The organism is Sorangium sp. So ce1335 (assembly GCF_051521615.1).
Classification (GTDB): Bacteria; Myxococcota_A; Polyangia; order Polyangiales; family Polyangiaceae; genus Sorangium.
In genome coordinates, this window is sequence record NZ_CP150363.1 from 9,130,393 (window position 1) to 9,154,792 (window position 24,400).

The following is a 24,400-nucleotide window of genomic DNA, read 5'->3' on the forward strand; positions in this document are numbered from 1 at the left end:
CACACCCCTGTGCCCGGGCGTCCTCGGCGCGTGAACGCGGCGCTCCCGCCGCAACGAGCGGCGCGCACGAGGAAACGAGCCGCCCCCGGGCCACGTGAGCTCATCTCCGGACAAGGGCGCACACGCGGCCAGGAGGCGCACGCTTTGCGGATGCCAGCCGTGGCAGGCGCCGCTGCACACTCTGGCACACGGTCAGCGTACACCGCGATGATCCGCGGGATTCCTGCTGCATTTTGCCTGGCCTGCCGCTTGCTAAGTGCGCCCGTCGCGGGACTCCACAAGCGCACCGGACACCGGCGAAGCCATGACGCTCCGTGTCTTGTCGCGAACGAGGTGACCATGACCTTCCTGTCCAGAACTTCTACCCGCTGGCTCGTCCTCGCGACGGCAGCGGCATCGGCCGGGCTCACCGGCTGCCAGCTAGGCTCCACGACGGGGCCTTCACCCGATGACGCACCGACCGACTTCATCTCGGGCAGCCCGAGGAGCCCCGGCGGGAGAGACGTGGGGGAAGACGCCGGCGGCAGCACGGGCGCCGGCGGCGGCGCCGCGGCGCCGGACGCCGACGGCGGAGCGGACGACGGCGGCGCCGAGCGCGCGATCACCGAGGCCGACATCATCCAGGTCCACGACGGCAAGCTCTACGCGCTGTCGCAGTACTCGGGCCTCAGCATCATCGATATCTCGCGGCGCGACCGCCTCAAGCTGCTCGGGCGCTACGAGGCGAGCGGAATCCCGTTCGAGATGTACCTGCGCGACGGGGTCGTCTACGCGATGTTCTCGTCGTGGGGACATTATATCTACAACGACGCGGACGGCTCTTACAGCTACGAGCAGACGAGCCGTATCGAGGCGCTCGACGTCTCCGACCCGGCGGACATCGCGTCGCTCGGGTCGTTCGACCTGCCAGGCAGCATCTCCGACTCCCGCATCGTCGGCGACGTGCTGTACGCCGTCACCTTCGAGAACGGGTATTGCTGGGGGTGCTCGGACACGCGGAACACCACCGTCACCTCGCTTGCCGTCGGCGACCCTGCCGAGATCGCCGTCGTCGATCAGCTCACCTACGACGACCCGGATCCCTACAACTACGGGTGGCAGCGCAGCGTGAGCGTCACCGCAGATCGCATGTACGTCGCCGGCGTCGAGTGGAACGGCACCGACGAGGGACACTCCACCATCCAGGTCATCGACATCTCCGACCCCTCCGGCGACCTCGAGGAGGGCGCGACCGTCGAGGCCGTCGGCCAGATCCAGAGCCGCTGGCAGATGGATGAGCACGAGGGCGTCCTCCGCGTCATCAGCCAGCCCGGCCTCTGGTGGAACAACGCGGCCAAACCAGGCGTCCAGACCTTCGCCGTCGCGTCCTCGAACGAGATCACGCCCCTCGGCTACACCGAGCTCACCCTGCCCCGGCCCGAGTCGCTGCGCTCCGTCCGCTTCGACGGCGACCGCGCCTACGCGATCACCGCGGAGCAGACCGACCCGCTGTTCACCATCGACCTCAGCGACCCGGAGAACCCCGCCCAGCTCGGCGAGCTCGAGATGCCCGGCTGGGTCTACCACATGGAGCCGCGCGGCGATCGCGTGCTCGCCCTCGGCTTCGACAACGCCGCCGAGGAGGGCGCGCTCCACGTCTCGCTCTTCGACGTCTCGGATCTCACGAACCCCACGATGCTGGAGCGCATCCACTTCGGCGGCGAGTGGGGCAGCTTCGCCGAGGATCAGGACCGGATCCACAAGGCCTTCACCATCCTCGACGACCTCGGCACGATCCTCGTGCCCTACAGCGGCTGGGAGTTCGACCAGGATGGGGACGGCTGCGGCAAGTACTCGAGCGGCATCCAGCTCATCGACTTCACGGCCGACACGCTCGCGAAGCGCGGCGTCGCCCCCGCGCGCGGCCAGGCGCGCCGCGCCTTCGTCCACGACGACCGGCTCTTCGCCGTCTCCGACCAGGAGGTCGGGACGTTCCGCATCGATGACCGCGACGCCCCCGCCGCCGTCACCGACCTCGCCCTCGCGACGATCGTCAGCAACGCGGTCGTCGCCGGCGACCTCGTCGTGCGCATGAGCGCGGACTGGTGGACGAACAGCGCGCAGCTCGACGTCGTTCCCGCCGCGGATCCGGGCCGCGCCGAGCCGCTCGGGAAGCTCGACCTGACGGCGCTCACCGTCGGGTCGGGCGACGGCTGCTACGGCTCCGGCCTCGCCGAGGCGCGCGTCTTCACGCACGGCCGGTACGCCTACCTGCTCTGGCCCTCGTACTCGGACTGGACGAAGATGCACCTCGCCGTCGTCGATTTCACGACCCCCGAGGCTCCCCGGATCGCCAGCCAGCGCACGGTTCCGGTCAACAGCAGCGCGCTCTACGTCGGCGGATACTACGGCGGCGTCGTCCAGGCGGGCGACGCGGTGGTCCAGGCGGGGAGCACCCTCGTGATCCGCAACGCGAACGAGGTCTATTATTACGATGAATACGAGGGCACCAGCACCGGCACCGGGGGGGCGCAGCCCTCCGAGGCGTCGCTCGAGATCCTCGATCTGTCCGATCCGTCGAGCCCGGCGCACCGCACGGTGAAGCTGCCCGAGGGCGCTGGTTACACCGGCCTTCAGATCGATGGCACCACCGTGCTGACGTCGCACTGGGTGCCGCTGCCCGACGATCCCTCCAGGGCGCGCTTCTACCTCGACCGCATCGACGTGGCCGACCCGTCCTCGCCGGTCGTGCGGACGCCGGTCAACGTGCCCGGCTCGCTGCTCGCCTTCGACCGCGCGTCAGGCCGCGCGCTCACCGTGGATTACGAGGCGGTCGAGTTCCAGGCGGCGAACTCCACGGCGTGCTACGGGGTCTTCGCGGATGCCCAGTTCAGGCCGACGGACACGGAGGACTGGAACGGCCCCGGCCTCTGCACGGCGACGCGCCGCGCGTTCAAGCTCCTCGACGTGGGCGACACGACCGCTCGCCTGCGCGACGAGAGCCCGCTGCCCGACAACCGATCGATCTCGCAGCCGCTCCTCGGCGATGACCGCGTGTTCATGTCCACCTCCGCGACCCGTGTGGGGACCGAGGCCGACGACGCGGACGGGCCCGGGATCCTCGTGGTCAGCGGGCTCGAGAAGGGCAGCATCGAGGTCGTGACGAAGGAGCTCGACGAGCTCAACTACGGCTGGCCGATCTCCGCGGACGGGAAGCGCGCCGTCGTGGCCAGCTACTACCCGCCGACGATCGGCGTCATCGACGCGACCGACCTCGGCGAGGTGACGTACGAGACGAAGGGCGAGCTCTCGTCGTACTCCCACAAGGTGACGGTCTCGGGCGACCTCGCGCTCTGCTCGCTCGGGCACCACGGGCTCGATATCGTCGACCTCGGCGACTGATCCTCGCGCCGCGCCTCCGCCGCTCGTCACGGGCAGCGAAGGCGCGGCCCGCCCCTGCCCGCCCCCCGCGCGTCGGCCCGCTCGTCGAGAGGCGCGGCCCTGCCTCCACCTTCCCCTGCTGATCTGCCCGTTCTTCGGCGCAGCGCGGCGCGCCCCGGGACGTCCCGCTTGGCGCGGGCGCCCGGGTGCGGCACACCATGATCATGGGCAGGGCCGAGCTCGGGCAGCTTGTCGATCGCGAAGACCTCGACGCCTCGGACGGGCCGCGGGGCCGCCTCTCGATCGCCGTCCCGGCCGCGTGGACGCGCGGCGGCGCTGACATCGAGATCGCGGTGCCCGCGCGCGTCTCCTGCGCCCGCTGCGACGGCGGCGGCTGCGACGGGTGCGCCCGGAGCGGCGCCCACCGCGCCCCGGCGGAGCTCGCCGCGAGGACGCTGCGGCTCCGGTTGCCCGCCGACCTCGCCGGCGGCGCGACGTTCCGCCTCGTGCGCCCGTTCGGCGAGCACGCCCCCCTCGATCAGCTCCTCGTCGACGTCCGCGCGGACAGCGAGGCGTCGCCGGGCGTGCGCCGCATCGCGCCGCCGCCGTCGTCGGAGGCGCTCGCGCGCCCCGCGAGCGACGGCGGCGGGCGGCTGCGCGCGCTCGGCGCGCAGCTCAGCGCGCCCGCCGTCCTCGCGACCCTCGCCGCGATCGCGGCCGTCGTGGGGCTCCTGGTCGGCCGCTGATCGCGCCGTCTGCCCGGCGCGCCGCGCGCCGCGGAGCCGGCGCGAACGCCCGCGGCAGACACGGCCGCGGCCGCGCGCGGGCCTCGCTGCCGTGCGTGGCCCATGCTAGCGAGAGGCCGCGGTAGCGCGCGGACGAGGGCCGCGCCGCACAGCCGCGGACGGAGACAGGAACATGAGCCTCAGCGAGCCCCTGCGGGCCAGGATCGCCACCATCATCCGCGAGAACGACGTCGTCCTGTTCATGAAGGGAACGCGGTCGATGCCGCAATGCGGCTTCTCCGCCACGGTGGTGAGCATCCTCAACGAGCACCTGCCCGAGTACCAGACGGTGGACGTCCTCTCGGACCCCGCGCTGCGCGACGGCATCAAGGAGTTCTCGAGCTGGCCGACGATCCCGCAGCTCTACATCCGCGGCGAGTTCGTCGGCGGCTGCGACATCGTGAAGGAGCTGCACGCGACCGGGGAGCTCGTGAAGGCGCTCGGGCTCGCGCAGGGCGCGCCGCAGGATCCGCCCGCCATCCGCGTGACCCCGGCGGCCGCCGCCGCGTTCACGTCGGCGCGCGAGTCGGACGCCGACTTCGTGCACATCGAGATCGACCCCTCGCACAAGTACGGCCTCTACTTCGGCCCGCGGCAGGCCGGCGACGTCGAGGTCCACGCCGGCGGGGTGGTGTTCCTCCTCGACCGCGCGAGCGCGCGGCGCGCCGAGGGGCTGTCGATCGACTTCGTCGAGGGCCCCACCGGCGGCTTCAAGCTGGAGAGCCCGAACGAGCCGCCCAGGGTCAAGCAGCTCTCTCCCGCCGCGCTCAAGGCGATGCTCGACGGCGGCGAGCCGCTCGAGCTCTTCGACGTCCGCACCGCGCAGGAGCGCGCGATCGCGACGATCGCGGGGGCCCGCCACCTCGACCAGGAAGGGCAGCGCTACCTGGAGACGCTCCCGAGGGACGCGCGGATCGTCTTCCACTGCCACCACGGCGGGCGCAGCCAGGCCGCCGCGGAGCACTACCTCGCGAAGGGCTTCAGGAACCTCTACAACCTCGAGGGCGGGATCGACGCCTGGTCGCACAAGGTCGATCCCTCCGTGCCCCGCTACTGAGGACCGCCCCGCGCGCCGGCTCCCCGGCGGCGAGCGCGCGCAGGCTCCCGGCGACGAGCGCGCGGATCGCGCCACGATCGATTTTTTCACTCTCACTTCAGCAACACCCCGGCTCCCTTCTGGGCTGCTGTGGGATCGGGTATGTCTGCAGTGTGGGAGCTGACGATCAGTCGACGATCAGGGCGCACGACGCGGTGCGGTCGCCGGCGGAGACGGCGACGCCCGGGCTCGTTGTCATCTTCACCCGCGGGCAGCCTGCCTGCGCGCCGATCCCGCTCCACGCCGGCGCGGTCGTCCTCGGACGCGCGCCGGCGGACGACATCGTCGTCGTCGAGGACGACCAGGTGTCGCGCCGGCACGCCCGCGTCGCCCTGGCGGCGCAGGGCATCGAGATCACCGATCTCGGCAGCAGGAACGGCACGTTCGTCGACGGCAAGAAGATCGAGAGCCGGGTCTTCCCGTCGCTCCCGCGCGTGCTCCGGATCGGGAGCACGTTGATGCGCTTCACCGCGGATAGCGCGCCGTTTCAGCGGGGCGGCGTCCTGGAGCACGAGGACGGGCTCGTCGGCCCCACGCTCCGGGCGGCCCGCGAGAAGATCGAGCGCGCGGGGGCGCGCGGCGACACGCTGCTGCTCACCGGGCCGAGCGGCTCGGGCAAGGAGCTCGCGGCGCGCGCCTTCCATGCGGCGACCGGGCGCGGCGGGCCCTTCGTGGCCGTGAACTGCGCCGCCATCCCCCAGGGTCTCGCGGAGCGGCTGCTCTTCGGGGCGCGGCGCGGGGCGTACTCGGACGCGAACGCCGACGCCGAGGGCTACGTGCAGGCGGCCCACGGCGGCACGCTGTTCCTCGACGAGGTCGCGGAGCTCGATCCGTCGGTCCAGCCCAAGCTGCTCCGCGTCCTCGAGACGCGGGAGGTCGTCGCGCTCGGCGACACGCGCCCGCGCAAGGTGGAGTTCCGGCTCTGCGCGGCCACGCTCAGGGATCTCCAGGCCGAGGTCGCGGCGCGCCGCTTCCGGGAGGATCTCTACTACCGGATCGGCCGGCCCGAGGTGCGCATCCCGGCGCTGTCGGAGCGGATCGAGGAGCTGCCCTGGCTCGTCGCGGCGGAGCTCCGGCGCGACGGGGCGCGGCTCGCGCCCGGCGCCGGGCTCCTGGAGACCTGCGCCCTGCGCGCGTGGCCCGGCAACGTGCGGGAGCTGCTCCGCGAGGTGCGGCAGGCGGGCCTCGCGGCGCGCGAGGCGGGGCGCGCCGTCGTGGAGGCGCTGGATCTCGCGCCGTCCGCGGGCCTCGACATCACGGAGGTCGCGCGGCGCACGCCGGCGCCGGTGGAGATGCGGCGGGTCGCCATCGAGATGGCGCTGCGGCGCGAGCGCGGGAACGTCTCGCGCGCGGCCCGCTCGCTCGGCATGCACCGGAACCAGCTCCGCCGCTGGCTCGCGCGCCACGGCCTCGACGCGGCGGCGTTCGCCGGCGGGCGCGCGGGCACCACCGACAGCGACGAGGAGCGCCCCCCCGCCGGCGAGGACGGCGGACGCCGCGAGCCGTCCTGAGCGATGCGTTGCGCGCCGCGAGCGAGCGAACAAGCGAGCGAGCGGACGAGCGGTTGAATTCGGCGCTGGATGCCCCAGAGTGTTCTGGAGCGAAGGCAGGAATCGGAGAGAGCCCGTATCGTCTCTGACGCCTCGCCCGTCTCTGGCCCTCGTCTCTGACGGATCACCCGTTACCAGGACACCGGGTCAGCGGGCCTCCCGCTCCTCTGGACGACGGCCGGGCGCGGGCGGGGAGAGGATCGTGGGCCGTTCCGGTGAACCACGCGAAGGAGCCTCCATGAGCTCAGCCATCGGGTATCGAACCACGGATCTCTGCGATGAGCACCCGGACGCCGTCGTCGTCTCCGAGCCGGTCTTCCGGGACTACGGCGGCGCGCGCCTGTTCCACGGGCGCATCGCCACGGTCAAGGTCCACGAGGACAACGTGCTCGTCCGCAAGACGCTGGAGGAGCCGGGCGAAGGACGGGTGCTGGTCGTCGACGGGGGCGGGTCGCTCCGCTGCGCGCTCCTCGGGGACAACCTCGCCGACATGGCCCGCCAGAACGGCTGGGCCGGGCTGGTCGTGTACGGCTGCATCCGCGACGCGGAGGCGATCGCCCGACTCGCGATCGGCGTGAAGGCCCTCGCGACGCACCCGCGAAAGAGCGGCAAGAAGGGCGCGGGCGACCGCGATGTGCCCGTGACGTTCGCCGGCGTCACCTATGTTCCCGGCGGATTCGTCTATGCCGATCACGACGGGGTCATCTACGCGCAGAAGCAGCTTGCCTGAGGCGCTCGCGGCGGCGGGCTCAGCCGGCGGGCGAGGCAAAAACGCACGTCGCGAGCAATTCCGCCACACCGCCGACGGGCGAACGACGGTGATCGCCACGAGGATGGCTGTGTTCGGCTCCAGCCCGGACGCGCGGACGTCGCGCGCTGCGTCGAAACGCGCTACCTGGCGCGGCAGATGCATTGAGCTGCGATCGCGGAAGACGCGGAGCTACCAACACCTCGTACCTACGGGAGGAAAGAAGAATGAGCAACATCACGTCCGACCTGAAGAGTGATCTGACCAGGAGCCTGGAGTCGCTTCAGACCCTGCGCGACGAGATCCGGGTCAGACTCCACCTCGCGGGCATGGAGGCGAAGGACGCCTGGGGCAAGCTGGAGCCCACGCTCCTCGACGCCGAGAAGCTCGCCGAGGACGTCTCGGAGACTTCGCGGAACGCGCTGCGCGACATCCTGGAGAAGGTGAAGGAGTTCCGTTCGTCGCTCCCCTCCTGATCCCCCGCACCGAAGCGCGCTGCTCCGCGTGAGCGGCGCCGCTGGCGGCGTTCGCCAGGGTTCCTGCCGGAGCGCTGGAGATCGCCGCCAGCCTCATTTTGTTGCCGCGCCGCGGGCGCTCCCGGCCGCTCCGGCCACCGGCGGGCGCGGCGGGGCGCTGCCGTCGCCGATCACCCCCGCAGCGCGGCCGCCACGGCGCGCGCGACATTGCCCCACCGCGGGTCCGCGGCGCAGGCCGCGAGCCGCTCGCCCGCCACGTTGGCGCGCCGGTGATCGCAGAAGGCGGGCGGCCGCGGGAAGGCGGTGAGCGGGGCGCGCAGGATCGTCTTCTCAACCTGCGCGAGCATCGCCGTGTTGTGGACGAAGCCGAGCCCGCTCTGGATGTCGGCGAGCGTGGCGCTCGGGTGGGCGCCCCACGGCGGGACGACGGCCGCGAGCGCGGCGGCGGGCGCCTGGTTCACCGCGATCACCCCGTAGCGCAGATCGAGAAGGGCGCGGTCGAGCGCGGCGCCGACGGCGGGGTCCTCCTCGCTGATCGGGTGCGCGACGATCGAGGCGCTCAGGGTGCCCTGGAGCTGGTCGTTGCAGAAGCGCGTGGCCGCGTCGAGGAACTCCACCGGATCGCTCGAGCCGACCTCGACGATCGAGAGCAGGCCGCAGCGCGGCTCGGTCGAGAACAGCGGCTCGGCGGCGTCCGAGGCGGCGAGCCCGGCGATCAGCGTCCACGGGAGCTCGCCCGGCCCGGGCTCGCCGATGCGTACGACCCCGGGCGGCAGCGGCACGTCGGCGGAGCCCTCGAGGCGCTCGCGCTCGAGCGGCGCGCGCCCGGCCGTGAGCGCGGCGTGGCGCGACGCGGCCTCCGGGTGGGCGGCGCGCCGCGGGGGGACGGCGGCGAGCGCGCGGTGGAGCATCCGGAGGAGCAGCGGCCGCTGGACGAAGCCCCTGGGCAGCACGAGGACCTGCGCCTCGTGGGCGCCGAGCGAGGCGTTGCTCGCGAGCTGGCTCGCGAGGAGCCTCGCCTGGAACCAGAGCTCGTCCTCGCCGTAGAGCCACGGCATCACGAGGGCGGGGGTGACGCCGCCGAGCGTGGAGGAGATCGGCTTGTCGAGGAGCCGCTCCCCCGACGCGCGCCGGAGCGCCTGCGCGGGGCCCGGCGGCCCCCAGACGAGCGCGTCGTGCGCGGCCGCCGAGCCGGTGACGTGGACCTCGGCGACGGCGGGGTGGGCCGCGAGGTAGGCGCTCATGTCCGCGCCGCCGAACACGAAGCGGAGGAGCCCGCGCGCGACGAGCGGCGCGACGGCGCGCTCGAAGATCGCGCCGAGGGGCGCGCTGCGCTGGCTCACCGCGAGCACGACGACGCGCCCTTCGACGAACAGCTTGTGGAGGGCGTCCCGGAGGGGGACGCTCGCGACGTCATCCGCGCCGAGCACCAGCGCGATGCCCCCCTCGGGGTCGCGCTGCGTGTAGAAGCGCGCCTGCCCTTCGAGTACGCCCGCGGGCGTCGCGCCGGGCAGCATCAGCGCGCGCGCGCGGATGGGCCCGTGGAGCGCGGTGTCCCCGAGGCGCGCCGGGAACACATCGACCTCGACGCGGCCGTCCGCGCGGGCGCGCAGCGCGCCGCGGCCGAGCCGCGGGCGGCCGCGCGCGGCGACGTCCTCGAGCGCCTCGGCGAGGAGGCGCACGTAGGAGAGCGTCGGCCAGGGCCCGGCGAGCCACGCCGCGCCGCTCGCCGCCGAGCCGGGATCGAGCCCCGCGACGGCGCACGACGCCTCGACCTGCGCGCGCGCGGCGGCGAGGAGGCCCGGGAGGAGCGAGCGGAGCAGCGAGGCCTTCTCGCGCGGCGGCATGCGCGCGAACGCGAGCGCCGCGTCGCCCAGCTCGGACAGCGCGCGATCGAGCTCTGCCGGCGATGTCTCCGGCCCGCGCGCGGCGCCGAGATCCGCCGCCGGCGCGGCCGCGGCGTCGCTGACGGTGAGGCTTGCGGGCGCGGGATCGGCGGCGAAGGCGGCGACATCGGGGACAGGCGGCATCGGGGGGCGGGAAGACTACAGGCAGGCGATCGCGCGCGCGAGCGCGGCGACGGTCCGCAGCGCACGGTCCGCAGCGCGCGTATGGCCGGCCTGCTCGGGATTCGGTACAGTCCCCCGCCATGGATTGCGCTTTCAGCACGGGTCGGGGCTCCGCGCGCGCGCCCGCCTCCAGGGCGGCTCCGCGCTCGGCAGCTTGCGGTGTCCTTCTCGGCCTCGGCGCGCTCCTGCTCGCGCCCGCGGCGGCAGCGCAAGAGCCCGCTCCGCCGCTGCCCCAGGGCCAGGGGCAGCCCGGCGGGGCCGCCCAGCCGCCGGCCGGGTATCCGCAGCAGCAGGGATATCCTCAGCAGGGTTACCCTCAGCAGCAAGGATATCCCCAGCAAGGGTATCCCCAGCAGGGTTACCCTCAGCAGCAGGGATACCCACAGCAGCAAGGATATCCTCAGCAGGGCTATCCCCAGCAGCAGGGCTATCCCCAGCAGCAGGGCTATCCCCAGCAGCAGGGCTATCCCCAGCAGCAGGGCTATCCCCAGCAGCAGGGCTATCCCCAGCAGGGGTACCCGCAACAGGGCTATCCCCAGCAGCAAGGGTATCCTCCGCAGGGCTATCCCCAGCAGCCGCCCGGCTATGGTCCGGGCTACGCCTTGCCGGAAGGGCCGCCGCCGCCCCCGAAGCCGCCCGAGGCGACCTGCTGCCGCTGGTCGGTCCGCTACAATGCCCTGGATCTGCTGTTCGGAAGGGCGACCTTCGAGGGCGAGGTCGCCGTCCTCGGGCCGCTCACCATCGGCATCACCCCGTCGTGGATCTGGGGCTCGCTCGAGGACGCGAGGATCGACACGACAGGATACGCGCTGGCGGCCGACGTCGGTGTCTACGTCGAGGGCAAGGCGCTCCAGGGGTTCTGGGTGAAAGGGCGCTTCGGCTACGAGTCGTTCGAGGCGGTCTACACCCCCTCTCCCCGCATCCCGTCGGTCGCCGGGAAGCGCGACGTGAGCAGCGCCGTCCTCGGCCTCATCATCGGGAGCACGAACATCTTCGGCCGCGACGGCGGGTTCGCCATGTCCGGCGGGTTCGGGATCGGCGTCGCGCTCGCGCCTCCGGCGGAGGTGATCGCGGGCAACTCCGCGTACGTGTTCTACGAGAAGATAGGGAAGGTCAAGCTGATGGGGTCGCTCTCGCTCGGCGTCGCGTACTGACCGCATCCGCTGCGCCCTGATCGGCAGGGCGGGGGGAAGCGCGGCCACCTGCCGCGGTGGGAGGCGGCGCGCGGCGTCGACCGACCGGCGCGCAGCGCGCAGCGCGGCGTCGGCCGACCGGCGCCGGCCACAGAACTTGGCCCCGCGCGCGGCGCCGTGGGACGTCTGCACCATGCCCTCACGCATCGCCCGCCGCCCCGGGCCGGCGCTGCTGCTCCCGTTCCTGGCGGCGCTCTTCGCCATCGCGTTCGCCCTTCCGGCCCGCGCGTGGGTCGAGGTGCACGTCGCGGGGGACGACGTGCGGCTCGCGATCGACCGGGCCGGCACCGCCCGGGTCGAGCACAAGGTCACGCTGAAGATCTCGGGCGGGCCGCTCCGCGCCCTCGACATCCAGGGCGTCGACCCCGACGCCGAGCTCGACCAGGGCAGCTACGCCGTGCCGTTCAAGGCCGCGCAGGCGAGCTCGCTCACGGACGCCACGCCGGTCGCCATCGAGCTCCTGCCGCCCGACCTCCGCCCGCGCGAGGACGGCGCGCGCCGCACGGCGACGCTGCGGGCCCGCTTCGACGGCAAGGGCCTGAGCCGCGGGGTGTTCGTCCTCTTCTTCCGCTACCGCACCGACCTCATGAAGCGGGGGCTCATCCAGCAGGACGGCCCGAGCGCCCGCGTGACGTGGACCGGCCCCCTCTGGGACGACGGCTACGACGCGGCGCGGCTCACCGTCGAGGTCCCGGCCGCGCCCGACGAGCCGCGCGTCGACGAGGCCGGCGACGCGGCCGCCGAGGGGCTCGAGGCGCCGCTGACGCTCTCCACGCTGCGCCGGTCGCTCGACAAGGACGAGCTCGAGCTGCTGCGCCCGTACGCCCCGAAGAGCGAGCCGCTCCGCTGGGCGGTCCGCGCCGACGCGCGCGCCTTCCAGCCCGCGCCCGCCGCGGCGGCGCCCGGCGCCGACGCCCTCGGGCGGCTGGCGGGCGCCGCGGCCTCGAGCCACGACCGCGGGCGCACGCTCTACATCGCCGCCGGCGTGGCCCTCTTCGCGCTCTACAGCGCGCTCGTCGCGCTCAAGGCGCGCGAGCACGAGCGCCTCGCGCGCGCCGCGGGCGTCGAGCCGCGGCCCCTCGTCCCGATCCCGCTCGCGCCGCGCGCCGCGCTCGCGGGGCTCGCGCTCGTGGCGGGCGTCGCGCTGGAGCTCCTGCTCCGGGACGGCACGGCGGGCGCCGCGCTGGTCGCCGTGGCGACCGCGCTCGCCGCGCACCGCACCCCCCGCCCGGAGCGCGCCGGCGGGGCCCTGCGCCGCCCTGGCAAGTGGCTCCCGGTCGCGGAGGCCGAGGCCTTCCGCGAGCCGCCGCGGGTGCGCGGCGTGTACCTCGACGTCTCGACGCGCGCCGGCAAGGCGCTGCTCGTCGCGCTCCTCGCCGCGCTCGGCGCGGGGGTCCACGCCGTGGCCGGCGCCTCGCCGTACCACGCGCACCTCCTCGCGCTCGACGCGACGGCGCTGCTCGCGATCTTCTGCACCGGCCGCCTCGCCGAGCTCCCCCCCGATCCGGCGGCGCGACCGGTCGCGTTCCTGCGCGACGTCGCGCGGCGCGTGCGGCGCACGCTGAAGGTGCCCGCGAGCGCGGCGCCCACCGCTGCGTCGAAGGGCGCCGCGGGCGCCGCGTCGAAGGGCGCCGCGGCCAGGGCGTCTGCGGGCGCCGCGGCCCGCGCCGCGGCGGCCACGGAGCTGCGCGTCGTCGGCCGCCTCCGCATCCCGGACGGCAGCCCGGACGCCGACGAGCTCCGGCTCGGTCTCGCCCCGCGCGCCGCCCTCCCCGGCTTCGTCGCGATCGAGGTCGGCGTCGTCTACGCGCCCGGCGCCGGCGGCGCCATCGGGCTGCCCGAGGTCCTGCTGCGCGTCACCCCGGGCTCGCCCTGCGAGCGCGCCGTCGAGCGGCTCGCGCGCAGCGGCCGCTCGTCGCGCGGCCGGCGCCCCGGCGAGCGCGTGCTCGCGTTCGCGCCGCGGCTGCCGACGGCCCGCATGACGGCGTCCATCGCCGCCGCGCTCGTCCGCGCCGTCTCCACCCCGCCCGTGGACGCCACGCCGACGAAGCCGCAGGGCGCCGGCTCGCCCGGAGCGACCCGGGCGCCGCGCCCCGGCAAGAAGGCGATCTCCGCCGCCGCGTAGCGCCCACGCCTCCTGAGCCCGGGCGCGCCCTTCCTCGCCGTACCGGGCGCGTCTCTCCTCCCGCTCCCCGCGAGCCGCTCCCCGCCGCACCCGACGCGCCTCGCCTCCTGACACGAGGCGAGCCTCCCCCTCGCGCGACCGGGCACGCCCCGAGGGGCGCGGCGAGGGACGGCGCCGACTACAACGGATCCGCAGCGCGCTCCTCGCGCTCACGGCCCCGACGGCGAGACACCGCGCGCATCGTCAGGAGAGCCGTTTACGTTCCGCGCGACGGGCGCCGACGTTCAAACGAGCGATGATACCGAGTTTCCGCTCTCTGACAACGGAGAAAATAGCGGCAAATCACGGTTTGTTCGCCGCGCCCGCGCCAGCGAGCCGTGGAGAGCCCGTTCCGGCGCGAAGCTCCGGATTTCTCGCGACTGGCACTCTTCCAGGTCAGCCAAGTCAGTGTGTCCAGGTGCGACGCCGGCGCGCATCGCCGCAGCGCGCCGTGCCTGCCCGCGCCCCCACACGAAAGAGACGACAGCGACGTTATCTGACGATGCGACGAGGGCGACACGACGACAAGGCCGCCCATCCGACACGGGCCGCGACGACAGACGACAGCCGCCAGCCGACAGCCAAAGAAAACACGGACGCACCACTCGATGCGTATAGCGAGAGCCGACCCGATCATGATAGTCTCGAGCTGATCATCTTTGTCGCACAGCACAGCGCAGGAACGGATCGAATCGTGCATGGGTCGGCGCTCCCGCTGTCTCCACAGCGAGGGCTGAGTTCGATGCTCGTAGACCCTGCATCGGCCTGATGAGGAACGACGGAGTACGGTCACACGGCATTTTTACACATGCCTGGCCGGCCCCGGCGGAGCTCTGCTCGGGCCCCGTCGTCATCTCTTGATGTTGGCCGTCCTCGGACAGGCCCCAACAGACCGGGAGCGATCATGGCAAGAAGACGCGTCATCCCTACATTCACGTCCTCATCGCTGTGCGCGGGCGCGGCGATCTGCGCCTCGCTCGCCGCGGGCGACGCCCTGGCGGCGTATGGCTTCGACACCGCCGAGGCGGCGTTCGACGCGACGTACGCGGCGACGCCCATCGACGTGACCGGCGTCGTGGTCGACGAGGCGGGATCGCCGATCGCGGGCGCGGAGGTGACGGCGATCGGCTGGGGGAGCGGCGCGGTCAACCACGGCGAGATCGCCTTCACCGACGACGCGGGCGCGTTCACGCTGGAGGCGCTCGCGCGGCGCTCGGTCCTCCTGCGCGTCGAGGCCGACGGGTACTACAGCGAGATCATCCCCGCCGATCTGCACCGCCCGCTCTCCGCGGCGGCCGCCGGGGTCGGCCAGGTCGTCCTGACCGTGCAGCGCCCCGGCCGCGCGCGGATCCTCGTCGGGGGCGACACGATGTTCGGGCGGCGCTTCGTCGACAGCGACGCCGACGGCGTCGAGGGGGAGGAAGGCGACCTGATCCGCCCCGACACCCGCGAGGCGGACGCGCGCGCCATCCTCTCCTTCCTGCGCGACGTCCTCTCGTCGGCGGACTACACCCAGGTCAACCTGGAGTGCCCTGTCACGGCCAACCCCGAGACGCCGCACCCGTACAAATCGTATACGTTCTTCTCCTACCCCGAGACGGTCAGGGCCCTCGCGCTCTCCGGGGTGGACGGGGTGAGCCTCGGCAACAATCACATGTTCGATTACCTGGAGGGAGGCGTCACCGACACGCTCAGCGCCGTGCCGAACGCCGGACTCGACTGGTTCGGCGCCGGCGTCGACGAGGCGACGGCGAAGGGCAGCGTGCTCTACCGGACGATCCGCGGCGTCGACGTCGCCTTCCAGGGGTTCAACCAGCTCGTGAGCGGCGGGACGGCGCTGACGGAGTACAACCTCAACGCCGCCGACGGCCCCCCGCCCAAGGCCGGCTCGCTCCAGCTCGGCCTCACCCAGATCAGCGACTTCATGCAGACGGACGCGGTGGGGCGCTTCGCCATCCCGGTGCTGCACGGAGGCTCCGAGTACAGCGACTACCCGACGTCCATCATGCGGCGGCGGTTCACCCAGCTCGTGGACATGGGCGCCGGCATGGTCGTGGCGCACCACCCGCACACGATCCACGGCGTCGGGCTGTACGACGCCGGCGCCGGCCCGCGCTTCGTCTTCATGTCGCTCGGCAACATGGTCTTCGATCAGGACATCTTCGAGACCTACCAGTCCTACCTCGCCGTCGTCGACGTCGACCAGGCGGCGGACGGCACCCGCGCGGTGCACCGGGTGCAGCTCATCCCGTTCCAGAACGAGGAGTACGTGCCGAAGCTCGTGGGCGGCGCCTGGCTCGAGCGCGCGATCCGCCACATCGGCCACCTCTCCACGACGCTGCCCGCGGCGCCGTCGCCCGGCGACGCGGCGGACGGCCTGACCGGCGCGGTCGTGTTCGCGAGCGGCCCGCGCGCCGCCGCGGTGAGCGACCCGGCGCAGTACGCGACGAGCGATCGGCTCGAGACGCGGAGCGTGCCGCTCGCGAGCCGCAGCACCGGGCCCGTCGCGCACGTGCGCTCGGACGCGTCGGACTCGCTCGCCGCCCTCCGGACGAGCGCCGCCGCGAGCTGCGATTACGGCCGGGAGATCATGCTCTACGGCGACTTCGAGGACGGCGACGTCGACGACACCTTCCACGAAGGGTCGATGTGGTCGATGAGCGAATACCGCTACATCCAGAACAGCGTCGTCCACGGCGGGACAGGCGCGATGGTGTTCCTGCGCAAGTCGAGCAGCACCTCCGAGGTGTCGACCTACATGAACAACCGCGTCAAGTTCGAGCCCGGCCGCAAGCTCACCGTGACGGGGTACCTGAAGGGGGAGAACGCCGGGCAGCTCCGCGCGCAGGTCTACTGGTACACGAGCGGCGGGGCGAGCCTGTCGAACAGCGTCGTGTACACGCGCGCGGCCGGCACGTACGACTGGCAGCGGTTCACCGTGGACCTCACCCCGCCGACCAACGCAGGCTCGGTGCGGGTCTACTTCAGGGCGGCCCCGCCGGCGAGCGGCGAGGCCAACACGTTCCTCGACGACGTGTCGCTCATCGAGTGGGAGGGCACGATCGCCGACGGCTCGCTCGGGTTCGCGTTCCCGACGCCGAACAACTGGAGCTTCGTCCGCTGCACCGCCACGAATCCGGCGCTCACGAGCCTCGGCGTGACGACGACGCACAGGTCGTACACGCTGGCCCCGGCGACGCCCTGAGGACACGGGCCCACGGCCCCGCCGCCTCGACGCGTGTGCGCGGCTCCGGTATCATCCGCGAGCGGCGCTGCGCCGTGGACTCGACACCTGCACCGCGCCCGCGCGCCACGGACCCGCCACCATGAAGCCCTCGCGGAAGCCATCGTATCTCGCGACCCTCCTGGCCCTCGCCGCGATCGCGGCCGGCTGCGGCTCGGACCCCGAGGGCCCCGATCTCGTGTGGCCTATCGGGGGAACGGACGAGATGCAGCCGATGTCGTCGAGCTTCGGCCCGCGCCTGCAGACGTCGCGCGACGGCGTCTACGACTTTCACCGGGGCATCGATATCCCCACCCCCATGGGAACGCCCGTGTACGCCGTCGGCGACGGCCGGGTGACGCGCGCCGGGCGCTACGACGATTTCGATGACGTCGTGATACAGATCGAGCACTGCGACGGGGCGGCCGCGTGCTTCTTCAGCACGTACGTCCACCTGACGATGCCGCTCGTCGAGCCCGGCGAGCAGGTCCATCGCGGGCAGCACATCGGCTACACCGGCCTCGCGGCCAGCAGCCTGTTCCCCCACCTGCACTTCGAGATCCGGGAGGGAGGGACCGAGAAGGTGTACTGCGTGCACCCGCTCCGCTTCCTCCCGGCGCCGCGCGGGCTGCCCCCCGCGATCGCCGTGCGCCGCACCGACGAGGACTCCACGTCGAGCGTCTCGGTCGAGGTCGAGGCCACCCTGCCCGGGATCGCACCAGGGCTCCTCGAGGTCGCTGTCGCGACGTCGAACCGCTCGACCGGGGAGATCATCGAGGAGCGGGCGATCAACTACGACGAGTGGAACCGGAAATACACGGCGGAGGGGGACGCCGCGATCATCGACGACGAGAGCCTCGAGGGCATCCGGATCGAGCCGGCGAAGTTCAACACGTCCTCGGCCGCGTACGTGATCGCGTTCCGGTTCAGCAACCTCGACGGGACGGCGTCGGCCGACGATCTCCGGATCACGGCGCGGGCGCGCGACGTGAACGGCCACGAGGTCGAGGTGAGCCTGCCCTGAGCGGGGCGAGCGCGCGGCGCGCCCGGAAGCGGCGCGGCGCGCCCGGCGGTGGCGCGAGCGCGGCGCCGATCAGCCCTCGCCGACGAGCGCCGCCATGTCCGGGGGCAGCGGCGAGGTCACGACGAACGCGGGCACCGCGTCGGTGCCGCCCCACCCGATGTAGTGCGCGTGCAGCGCGTGGCGGCCCAGCCCCTCCACCGCGGGCCCGCCGTAGAGCACGTCCCCGGCCAGCGGGTGCCCCACGGACGCGAAGTGCGCGCGGATCTGGTGCCGCAGCGCCCGCGGGGCCCGCGCCTCGACGAGCTCCCACAACCCCACCTGCCGCACGCGCTTGTACATCGTCGCCGCGGGGCGCGGCGCGTACCGCGCCACGTCGCGCGGGTGGATGCACGGGTAGACCCGCTTCTTGTCCTTCGGGTGCGGCGCGAGCGGCACCTCGATCGAGCCCATCTCGGGGAGATCGCCGATCTGGCAGATCAGCAGGTAGCGCTTGTCGAGCCGCCCCTCCTTGAGCCCGGCGCCGAGCGCCGCGAACGCCGCGGGCGTCCGCGCCGCCAGCACGAGGCCGCTCGTGTCCGTGTCCAGCCGGTGGCACAGCCCGGGCTCGCGCGGGGAGAACCCGATCGACGCCATCTCGGGGTAGCGCGCGACGAGGCCGTTCGCGAGCGTGCCGCGCTCGCCCGGATCGAGCGGCGCCGTCGGCATGCCGGCGGGCTTGTTCACCACCACGAGGTCGTCGCGCTCGAGCACCACGTCGAGCGGCACGTCCGGGTCCGGCGTCGCCGCGCCGGAGGCCTCGTTCGGCTCGACGTCGACCTCCAGCACCTCGCCCGCCACCGCGACGTCGCCCTTCGACGCGCGCCGGCCGGCGCCGCCCTTCCCCGCCCCGTGCACGCGCACGCGCCCCTCGGAGAACAGCCGCTTGGCGCCCGCGCGCCCCAGCCCCGGCAGCACCTGCACGAGCAGCTTGTCGAGGCGCGTCCCTGCATCCAGCTCGGTGATCGTGATCTTCATAGCTCCTACGGAATCGCCCCCTGCCACCCGAGGCCGAGCGCGGGCGCCCGCCGGCTCCCGACCACGCTCTCTCCTATCACTCCCATCATGGGCAGGCCGAAGCGGTTCCACGAGGGGCGCGCGCCGCGGGCGCCGGCGAACGCGGGGCGCGTCACGTACCACGTGATGCCCGCCCCCAGCAGAAATCCTCCGGCGGCGGCGCCGACCCAGGCCCGCTGCTGGCCCTGCGTCGGGGACTCGAAGACGAGCGGGCTGGCGAGCGCGGCGGCGCCGAGGCCGCCGAGCAGCGCGCCCACGTCGATCGTGAGGACCTGCGACGCTGTCATGTCGAGCTGCGTGGCGGCCGCGGCCGCGGCGAGCCAGCCGAGCGCGGCGCCGTAGCCCATCCCCGCGATCGGCGTCCGGTTCACGTCGCCGCGCGCCGCCCACTCGACGAGCGCGCCCAGCGTGAGCCCCAGCCCGCCGCCCGACTGCGCCAGCAGCGCGCCGCCGTCGGACATGCGCCCGAGCGAGAGGCCGAGCGCCGCGAGCGTGATGCCGGCGGTCCCGCCGATGAGGCCCGAGGCCCAGCGCTCCTGGTCCGGATCCGCGGCGTGCTCCGCGAAGCGGCCCTCGTAGATGAGGTGGCCCGCGATCGTCGGCCACCACGTGCCGGACCCGAGGTACCACGCGTCGGCCACGCCGACGTCCCACTCCTCCGCGATGATGATCGCCCCGCCGAGCCCGATGCCGGCGCCGACCGCGAGGAGCGGGTAGAGGAGGCGCGGGTCGTCCGAGCCGCTCGATCGCTGGATCGAGAAGCCGACGAGGCCGCCGTAGAGCGTCGCGTTGGCCGCGAGCGTCGCCTTCCCGAGGCTGCGCGCGGGCGTGGCGAGGCGCCCGCGGCACCGCTCGGAGCAAGGCGCCTCCTCGTCGCGCGGCGGGGCCGCGCTCGCGCCGCCGTCGAGCTCGGCCACGAGGTCGCGGAGCATCACGGCGGCGCGCACCGCGAGCTCGTCCCGGGCGACGCGCTCGACGCGCACCCGCAGCGATCGCGCGCCGCCGGACGCGAGCGCCAGCCGGAGCTCGACGTCGTCGCCGCGCAGGTCGAGGCTCGGCGCGATGAAGAGCCTGTCGCTCGCGCGCGCGCGCTCCATGAGCTCGGCCTCGTCGGGCCGCGATCTCGACGCGGAGCGATCGGCCAGATCCACCGAGAGACCGAGGTCCTGCGCCGTGTCCGAGAGGAGCGCGTCGAGCGCGCTCGCGAGCGGCGCCGCGCGCTCGGCGTCCTCGGGCGCGAGCGCGGTCGGGAGCACGACGGTCGGCCTCGCCGCCGGCGTCGCTCGCGAGGATCCCGCGGAATGCCCGGCGCCCGCGGCGGGCTGTCCGGGGCGCGCGGGCGACGTCGCGTCCGCGGGCTGGGCCGACGCCGGCAGCGCCGCGCCGAGCGCTGGCAGCGCCGCGGCGAGCGCCAGGGCGAGCGCGCGACCGCGGAGATGCCAGGGCTCGATCATGGTGTCGCTGCTTCGGCCCCCGGCGACGCTCGCCGCAACGGCCGCCGCCGCTCGGCGCGGCGCTCAGAACATGAACGTGCCGCTCGCGAAGATGTCGAACGTGTTGCTGTCGTTGACATAGAAGCGACGGCCGATCGCGTTGATGGTCGGGCGGTAGTTGGGGTTCGGGCTGCCGGTCGGGAAGTATGCGGGATCCGGGCTGCCGGGCGCGTAGTCGGCGTTCGGGACGCGGCAAGGCCCGGCCCCCCCGAGGCCGTTGTTCTTGAAGGCCGAGTTGCACGGCTGATCGCCGCCGATGCCGTGCCCCTGATCGTGGCGGAAGCCGACGCCGAGCTGGAACTTCACGAGCTCGGCCGCCTTCCACGTCACGCTCGCCGAGCCGCGGTACGAGCCGTACGGCTGGACGTCGCTGAGCCCCGTGAAGTACGTCCGCTGCGAGCCCTGATCGACGACCGACGGCGTGCAGGCGCGCGGGTCCCTCGTCATCCTGCACGTGCCCTCGTTGTACGCCTCGTTCGCGCGGAACGCCGCCCACTGCGGCTGCCGCAGCGTGCCCGCGTCGCTCGATCCGAGCGCGTCGAACAGCTCCGAGTAGTCCCGCCCCTCGGAGTGGTACTCGCCGGTGAAGCGCAGATCGAACGTGAGCCCGGTGAACTTCTCGCGGTTCTCCCACGGGATGATCATCAGGCCGAGCATCACGGTGCCGACGAGCGGCGGGTGGTTCACGAGCGACGTCTGCAGGTCGGTGAGGCCGTAGTCGCTCGACTCCTGGTGGAACTCGAACAGCGCCTTGAACCCGCCGTAGGGCTCGACGTACTTGATCCGCTTGGACAGGTACGTGTGCACCTCGAGGCCGATGGTGCCGCGCGAGACGCCGGGCTCGCGCTGCGCGAGCCGCTCCCCCTCGAACTCACCGTCGCTCAGGCCGTTCCGGTTCATGTCCGTGGGATCGGCGCACTTCACCTGCCCGCTCTTCGGCGACTCGGTGCAGGCGTGCATCGGCTCGCTCACCGGGAAGCGCCCCTCGATCCCGAACAGCCACGTCGGCTTCGTCCGGTCGCGCGCCTGGTTCATGATGTTCACGTCGGCGCCGATGGCGAGGTACTCGATGCCGCTCCGGGTCGGCGACGTGAACGGCAGCGAGAAGAGCTGCTCGCCCGGGGCGCCCGCGAGGGCGACGCCCTGGTTCGCGGCGCTGCCGTCGAGGTCGGCGAGCTCGCGCGAGTGGCTCAGGATGAGCGGCATCCTGAGGTAGAGCGCGAGGTCGCGGTAGACGCCGACGTCGAGGCGCATGTTGAACTTCGACGTCGCCTCGCTGTAGCTCGCGACGTTGAGCAGGTTCGACGTGTAGCCGCCCGTCGACAGCCCCGGCGAGGCGATGCTCGTCTCGCGGCGGATCTTCGCGCTCTTGCTCGCGTACTCGAAGCCGAAGCTGAAGTTCAGATCGAAGTTGTCGCCGTCGTCGAAGGCGTCGATGACGCTCGTGATCTCGCCCGTCTCCACCATGAGCCGCGGCTCGGTGGCGCTCCGCGGCTCGTCCGCGGCCGCGGGGGACGCCGCGAGGAGAACCGCCGCGGCGGCCAGCGGCGCGAGCGCCGGGCCGCAGTCCACGCGATCAGCCGCGCGATGGGCCACGCGAATGGCGACGCGAGCAAGATGGCCTTCGCCGTACCTTCTGCCGTGCATGCTCATGGTGATCCGTCGGACGGACGCTACCGGCCGGGGCCGGAGGGTGTCAATCTGCGAATCGCTCGGCCGGCGCGGGCGCGGCGCGGGCGCGGCGCGGCGCGGCGGATCAGCGCGCGGAGGCGCGCTCCTCGGGGGCGAACGGGCTCTTCCCCTCCTCGCTGTCCGGGAAGATCTCGCTCGTGATGTCCTCCGCCGCGAGCTCCTCGCGGGCGGTCGTCAGGTCGCGCGACGTCTGATCGAGCCGGTCGGCGAGCACGCCGAGGAACTGCCAGAGCAGCTTCACGGCCAGCTCGTGCTCCTTGCGGAGGATCTCGAAGAAGTCGGCGCGCCGGACGGCGATGAGCTCGCTCTGCTCGACGGCCGAGACGGTGGCCGAGCGCGGCATGCTGCGGATGAGCGCCATCTCGCCGAAGTGCTCGCCCGGGCCGACCTCGCTCAGCACGGCGTCGCCGCGGACGATCCGGACGAGGCCCGAGAGCACGATGAACAGCTCGTCGCCGCGGTCGCCCTCGCGCACGACGACCTGGCCGGGCTCGAACGAGAGCACCTCGGCGACCTGCATGACCCGGAGCATCTCGCGCTCGTGGAGGCGCGCGAAGAGCGGCATCTTCGCGAGCACGTCGCGCTTGAGGGCGAGCAGCCGGGCGCGGACGCTGTCGCGGTGGTCGCCCGCGCCGAGCCGCACGAGGACCGCGGTGATGTTGTCCTTGCCGCCCTTCCTGTTCGCGAGATCGATGAGGCCGTTCGCCGCGGCCTCGCCGTTCTCCTCCTCGAAGAACGGCTCGAGCTCGGCGGTGTGCGCGATGTAGCCGTGGAGCCCGTCGGACGCGAGGAGGAACTGGTCGCCCGGGAGCACCTCGATCGTGAGCGTGTCGACCTCGACGCGCTCGTACACGCCGACGGCGCGGGTGATCGCGTTCTTCTGCGCGACCTTCTCGATCTGATCGCGCGTGAGCTTGCCGCGCTTGATCAGCTCGTTGTAGACGGTGTGGTCCTCCGTGACCTGCTGGATGCGGCCCTCGCGGAGGAGGTAGATGCGGCTGTCGCCGACGTGGGCGATGTAGCCGTGCGATCCGGCGATGAGGAGCGCGGAGAGCGTCGTGCCCATGCCGCGCTTCGTCGCGTCGGCCTTCGCCTCCTCGTGGATGCGGGCGCAGGCGCGCTGGACGGCGTGCTCGAGCAGGCTGAGGACCTCCTTCATCGCGGCGCGCCGCACGTTGCTGCGCGCCTGGTTCTCGATGAGGTCCCGCTCCTTCTTGAGCTCCTCGTGGATGATGCGGACCGCGAGGGCGCTCGCGACCTCGCCCGCGGCATGTCCGCCCATGCCGTCGGCAACCACGAAGAGCGCGAGCTTCTTGTCGACGAGGTAGTTGTCCTCGTTGTGGTCCCGCATGCGGCCGACATCGGTGGCCGCATAAAACCTGATGTTTTCGGACAGGCCCATCGGTTCGGGCAGGCTACCCGAGGGCGCGGGAGGAAATCACTAGCGATTGCGCCCACCGCGAACTGGCCGACGTCCGCCCGTCCGCCTCGCGCCCCGCCGCGCCCTGCCGCGCCTCGCCGCGCCCGGGACGTGCCTGCGCGATCGGGAGATGCTCGGGGTGCGGGTGGGGAATCGACCGCGTGGCGGCGGCTGCGAGCGGCGGTACATTCGGAATGCGCAGAATGGGAGGCTCCATGCGGCTCGTCCTCTTCGATAACACCGACGTCGGGTGGGGCGCTCGGCGGGGAAACGGCGCGCCCCGGCGGCGCGAGGTCGCGGCTCGCGCGGAGCGCGCGACGACCGCGGAGCCCGCGACGACCGCGGAGCCCGCGACGACCGCGGAGCCCGCGACGACCGACGCCGAGGATCTCTCGGCGCTGGGCGAGGCGGTGGGCGCGACGATCGGCCTCACGCCGATCTGGCGCGCCGGAGCGCTCCTGCACCGCATGACGGGCGCGGCCGACGCGTGGGAGGCGGCCTCGAGCTGGGCCGAGGCGCTCGGGTGGGCGGCGCGCACGGCGCGCGAGCGCGGCCGGAAGATCAGGTCGCTGCAGGCCTGGGGGCACGGCGGCTGGGGGTACATGCGCATCGGGAAGACGCGGCTCGACGAGGCGGCGCTCCGGCCGGGCTCGCCGCTCGGCGAGGCGATCGACGCCCTGAAGGGCGAGCTCGCGGGCCCCGACGCCCTCGTGTGGCTCCGCTGCTGCAGCGCCTTCGGCCACACCGGCCAGGGGTTCGCGCGGGCGCTCGCGGACCGGCTCGGCTGCCGTGTCGCGGGGCACACGTACATCATCGCGTTCTACCAGAGCGGGACGCACTCCCTCCGGCCGGGCGAGGCGCCGGGGTGGGATCCGCGCGAGGGCGTGCGCTTCGCCGGCGGGGCGCCGGCCGGCGCCCTGTGGTCGTCGCGCGCCGCGCCGAACACCGTCTCGTGCCTGACGGCCGATCTGCCGCGCGGCTACTGAGGACCGCCGCGGCGACGCGGGCGAGGTCAGCGGGCGAGGGCGCCCCCGCGGCGGCGCGGCCCGGCGGC

Annotated in this window: 16 protein-coding genes; 11 read left to right on the forward strand and 5 right to left on the reverse strand. The window is 73.4% G+C overall.

Translation table 11 applies throughout. The features are described 5' to 3' along the window. Window positions 1-339: 339 nt before the first annotated feature. The 6 genes from WMF24_RS33865 (at window position 340) to WMF24_RS33890 (ending at window position 8,015) form a co-directional block, all read left to right on the forward strand. On the forward strand, window positions 340-3,381 hold the full coding sequence (locus WMF24_RS33865; RefSeq protein ID WP_437731574.1) for a beta-propeller domain-containing protein: 3,042 nt from the start codon (window positions 340-342) through the stop codon (window positions 3,379-3,381). 197 nt (window positions 3,382-3,578) lie between these two features. Next, on the forward strand, window positions 3,579-4,106 hold the full coding sequence (locus tag WMF24_RS33870; protein WP_437731575.1) for a hypothetical protein: 528 nt from the start codon (window positions 3,579-3,581) through the stop codon (window positions 4,104-4,106). Window positions 4,107-4,278: 172 nt separating this feature from the next. Continuing rightward, window positions 4,279-5,202, forward strand: coding sequence for a Grx4 family monothiol glutaredoxin (gene grxD / locus WMF24_RS33875; RefSeq protein WP_437731576.1), 924 nt, complete (start codon window positions 4,279-4,281; stop codon window positions 5,200-5,202). 152 nt (window positions 5,203-5,354) lie between these two features. Continuing rightward, window positions 5,355-6,752 carry a sigma 54-interacting transcriptional regulator gene (locus WMF24_RS33880; RefSeq protein ID WP_437731577.1) on the forward strand — a complete coding sequence of 466 codons (1,398 nt, stop codon included), beginning with the start codon at window positions 5,355-5,357 and terminating at the stop codon, window positions 6,750-6,752. Between the two features lie 277 nt (window positions 6,753-7,029). After that, window positions 7,030-7,521, forward strand: coding sequence for a ribonuclease E activity regulator RraA (gene rraA, locus WMF24_RS33885; RefSeq protein WP_437731578.1), 492 nt, complete (start codon window positions 7,030-7,032; stop codon window positions 7,519-7,521). 245 nt (window positions 7,522-7,766) lie between these two features. Then, window positions 7,767-8,015, forward strand: coding sequence for a hypothetical protein (locus WMF24_RS33890; protein ID WP_437731579.1), 249 nt, complete (start codon window positions 7,767-7,769; stop codon window positions 8,013-8,015). Window positions 8,016-8,185: 170 nt separating this feature from the next. Here the strand turns inward: WMF24_RS33890 and WMF24_RS33895 are convergent, their stop codons facing one another. After that, the gene (locus WMF24_RS33895) at window positions 8,186-10,045 is read right to left on the reverse strand and encodes a hypothetical protein (protein ID WP_437731580.1); all 1,860 of its coding nucleotides are present in this window, start codon (window positions 10,043-10,045) and stop codon (window positions 8,186-8,188) included. A 119-nt stretch (window positions 10,046-10,164) separates the two neighbouring features. Between WMF24_RS33895 and WMF24_RS33900 the strand changes: the two genes are divergently transcribed. From WMF24_RS33900 to WMF24_RS33915, 4 genes are all read left to right on the forward strand, one after another. Beyond that, window positions 10,165-11,238 (forward strand): hypothetical protein, encoded by a 1,074-nt coding sequence (locus tag WMF24_RS33900; RefSeq protein ID WP_437731581.1) that lies wholly within the window; start codon window positions 10,165-10,167, stop codon window positions 11,236-11,238. A gap of 172 nt (window positions 11,239-11,410) precedes the next feature. Further along, the gene (locus WMF24_RS33905; RefSeq protein ID WP_437731582.1) at window positions 11,411-13,402 is read left to right on the forward strand and encodes a hypothetical protein; all 1,992 of its coding nucleotides are present in this window, start codon (window positions 11,411-11,413) and stop codon (window positions 13,400-13,402) included. Window positions 13,403-14,345: 943 nt separating this feature from the next. Further along, on the forward strand, window positions 14,346-16,646 hold the full coding sequence (locus WMF24_RS33910) for a CapA family protein (RefSeq protein WP_437731583.1): 2,301 nt from the start codon (window positions 14,346-14,348) through the stop codon (window positions 16,644-16,646). Between the two features lie 121 nt (window positions 16,647-16,767). Next, window positions 16,768-17,688 carry a M23 family metallopeptidase gene (locus tag WMF24_RS33915; protein WP_437731584.1) on the forward strand — a complete coding sequence of 307 codons (921 nt, stop codon included), beginning with the start codon at window positions 16,768-16,770 and terminating at the stop codon, window positions 17,686-17,688. Between the two features lie 69 nt (window positions 17,689-17,757). Here WMF24_RS33915 and WMF24_RS33920 read toward each other — a convergent pair whose 3' ends face one another. From WMF24_RS33920 to WMF24_RS33935, 4 genes are all read right to left on the reverse strand, one after another. Then, on the reverse strand, window positions 17,758-18,702 hold the full coding sequence (locus WMF24_RS33920) for an RluA family pseudouridine synthase (RefSeq protein ID WP_437731585.1): 945 nt from the start codon (window positions 18,700-18,702) through the stop codon (window positions 17,758-17,760). A gap of 5 nt (window positions 18,703-18,707) precedes the next feature. Further along, window positions 18,708-20,195: a hypothetical protein gene (locus WMF24_RS33925; protein WP_437731586.1), complete on the reverse strand. Its 1,488-nt coding sequence runs from the start codon at window positions 20,193-20,195 to the stop codon at window positions 18,708-18,710. Window positions 20,196-20,258: 63 nt separating this feature from the next. After that, on the reverse strand, window positions 20,259-21,806 hold the full coding sequence (locus WMF24_RS33930; protein ID WP_437731587.1) for a hypothetical protein: 1,548 nt from the start codon (window positions 21,804-21,806) through the stop codon (window positions 20,259-20,261). A 184-nt stretch (window positions 21,807-21,990) separates the two neighbouring features. Then, the gene (locus WMF24_RS33935) at window positions 21,991-23,328 is read right to left on the reverse strand and encodes a Stp1/IreP family PP2C-type Ser/Thr phosphatase (protein WP_437731588.1); all 1,338 of its coding nucleotides are present in this window, start codon (window positions 23,326-23,328) and stop codon (window positions 21,991-21,993) included. A gap of 233 nt (window positions 23,329-23,561) precedes the next feature. Between WMF24_RS33935 and WMF24_RS33940 the strand changes: the two genes are divergently transcribed. Then, the gene (locus WMF24_RS33940) at window positions 23,562-24,332 is read left to right on the forward strand and encodes a hypothetical protein (protein ID WP_437731589.1); all 771 of its coding nucleotides are present in this window, start codon (window positions 23,562-23,564) and stop codon (window positions 24,330-24,332) included. Window positions 24,333-24,400 lie beyond the last annotated feature (68 nt).

What these genes read in the sequence shown, in the direction of transcription:
- WMF24_RS33920 (WP_437731585.1), bottom strand. Translation starts at nt 18,702, where the DNA reads ATGAAGATCACGATCACCGAGCTGGATGCAGGGACGCGCCTCGACAAG.
- WMF24_RS33915 (WP_437731584.1), top strand. Translation starts at nt 16,768, where the DNA reads ATGAAGCCCTCGCGGAAGCCATCGTATCTCGCGACCCTCCTGGCCCTC.
- WMF24_RS33925 (WP_437731586.1), bottom strand. Translation starts at nt 20,195, where the DNA reads ATGATCGAGCCCTGGCATCTCCGCGGTCGCGCGCTCGCCCTGGCGCTC.
- WMF24_RS33865 (WP_437731574.1), top strand. Translation starts at nt 340, where the DNA reads ATGACCTTCCTGTCCAGAACTTCTACCCGCTGGCTCGTCCTCGCGACG.
- WMF24_RS33900 (WP_437731581.1), top strand. Translation starts at nt 10,165, where the DNA reads ATGGATTGCGCTTTCAGCACGGGTCGGGGCTCCGCGCGCGCGCCCGCC.
- WMF24_RS33895 (WP_437731580.1), bottom strand. Translation starts at nt 10,045, where the DNA reads ATGCCGCCTGTCCCCGATGTCGCCGCCTTCGCCGCCGATCCCGCGCCC.
- grxD (WP_437731576.1), top strand. Translation starts at nt 4,279, where the DNA reads ATGAGCCTCAGCGAGCCCCTGCGGGCCAGGATCGCCACCATCATCCGC.
- WMF24_RS33910 (WP_437731583.1), top strand. Translation starts at nt 14,346, where the DNA reads ATGGCAAGAAGACGCGTCATCCCTACATTCACGTCCTCATCGCTGTGC.
- rraA (WP_437731578.1), top strand. Translation starts at nt 7,030, where the DNA reads ATGAGCTCAGCCATCGGGTATCGAACCACGGATCTCTGCGATGAGCAC.
- WMF24_RS33905 (WP_437731582.1), top strand. Translation starts at nt 11,411, where the DNA reads ATGCCCTCACGCATCGCCCGCCGCCCCGGGCCGGCGCTGCTGCTCCCG.
- WMF24_RS33870 (WP_437731575.1), top strand. Translation starts at nt 3,579, where the DNA reads ATGATCATGGGCAGGGCCGAGCTCGGGCAGCTTGTCGATCGCGAAGAC.
- WMF24_RS33890 (WP_437731579.1), top strand. Translation starts at nt 7,767, where the DNA reads ATGAGCAACATCACGTCCGACCTGAAGAGTGATCTGACCAGGAGCCTG.
- WMF24_RS33940 (WP_437731589.1), top strand. Translation starts at nt 23,562, where the DNA reads ATGCGGCTCGTCCTCTTCGATAACACCGACGTCGGGTGGGGCGCTCGG.
- WMF24_RS33935 (WP_437731588.1), bottom strand. Translation starts at nt 23,328, where the DNA reads ATGGGCCTGTCCGAAAACATCAGGTTTTATGCGGCCACCGATGTCGGC.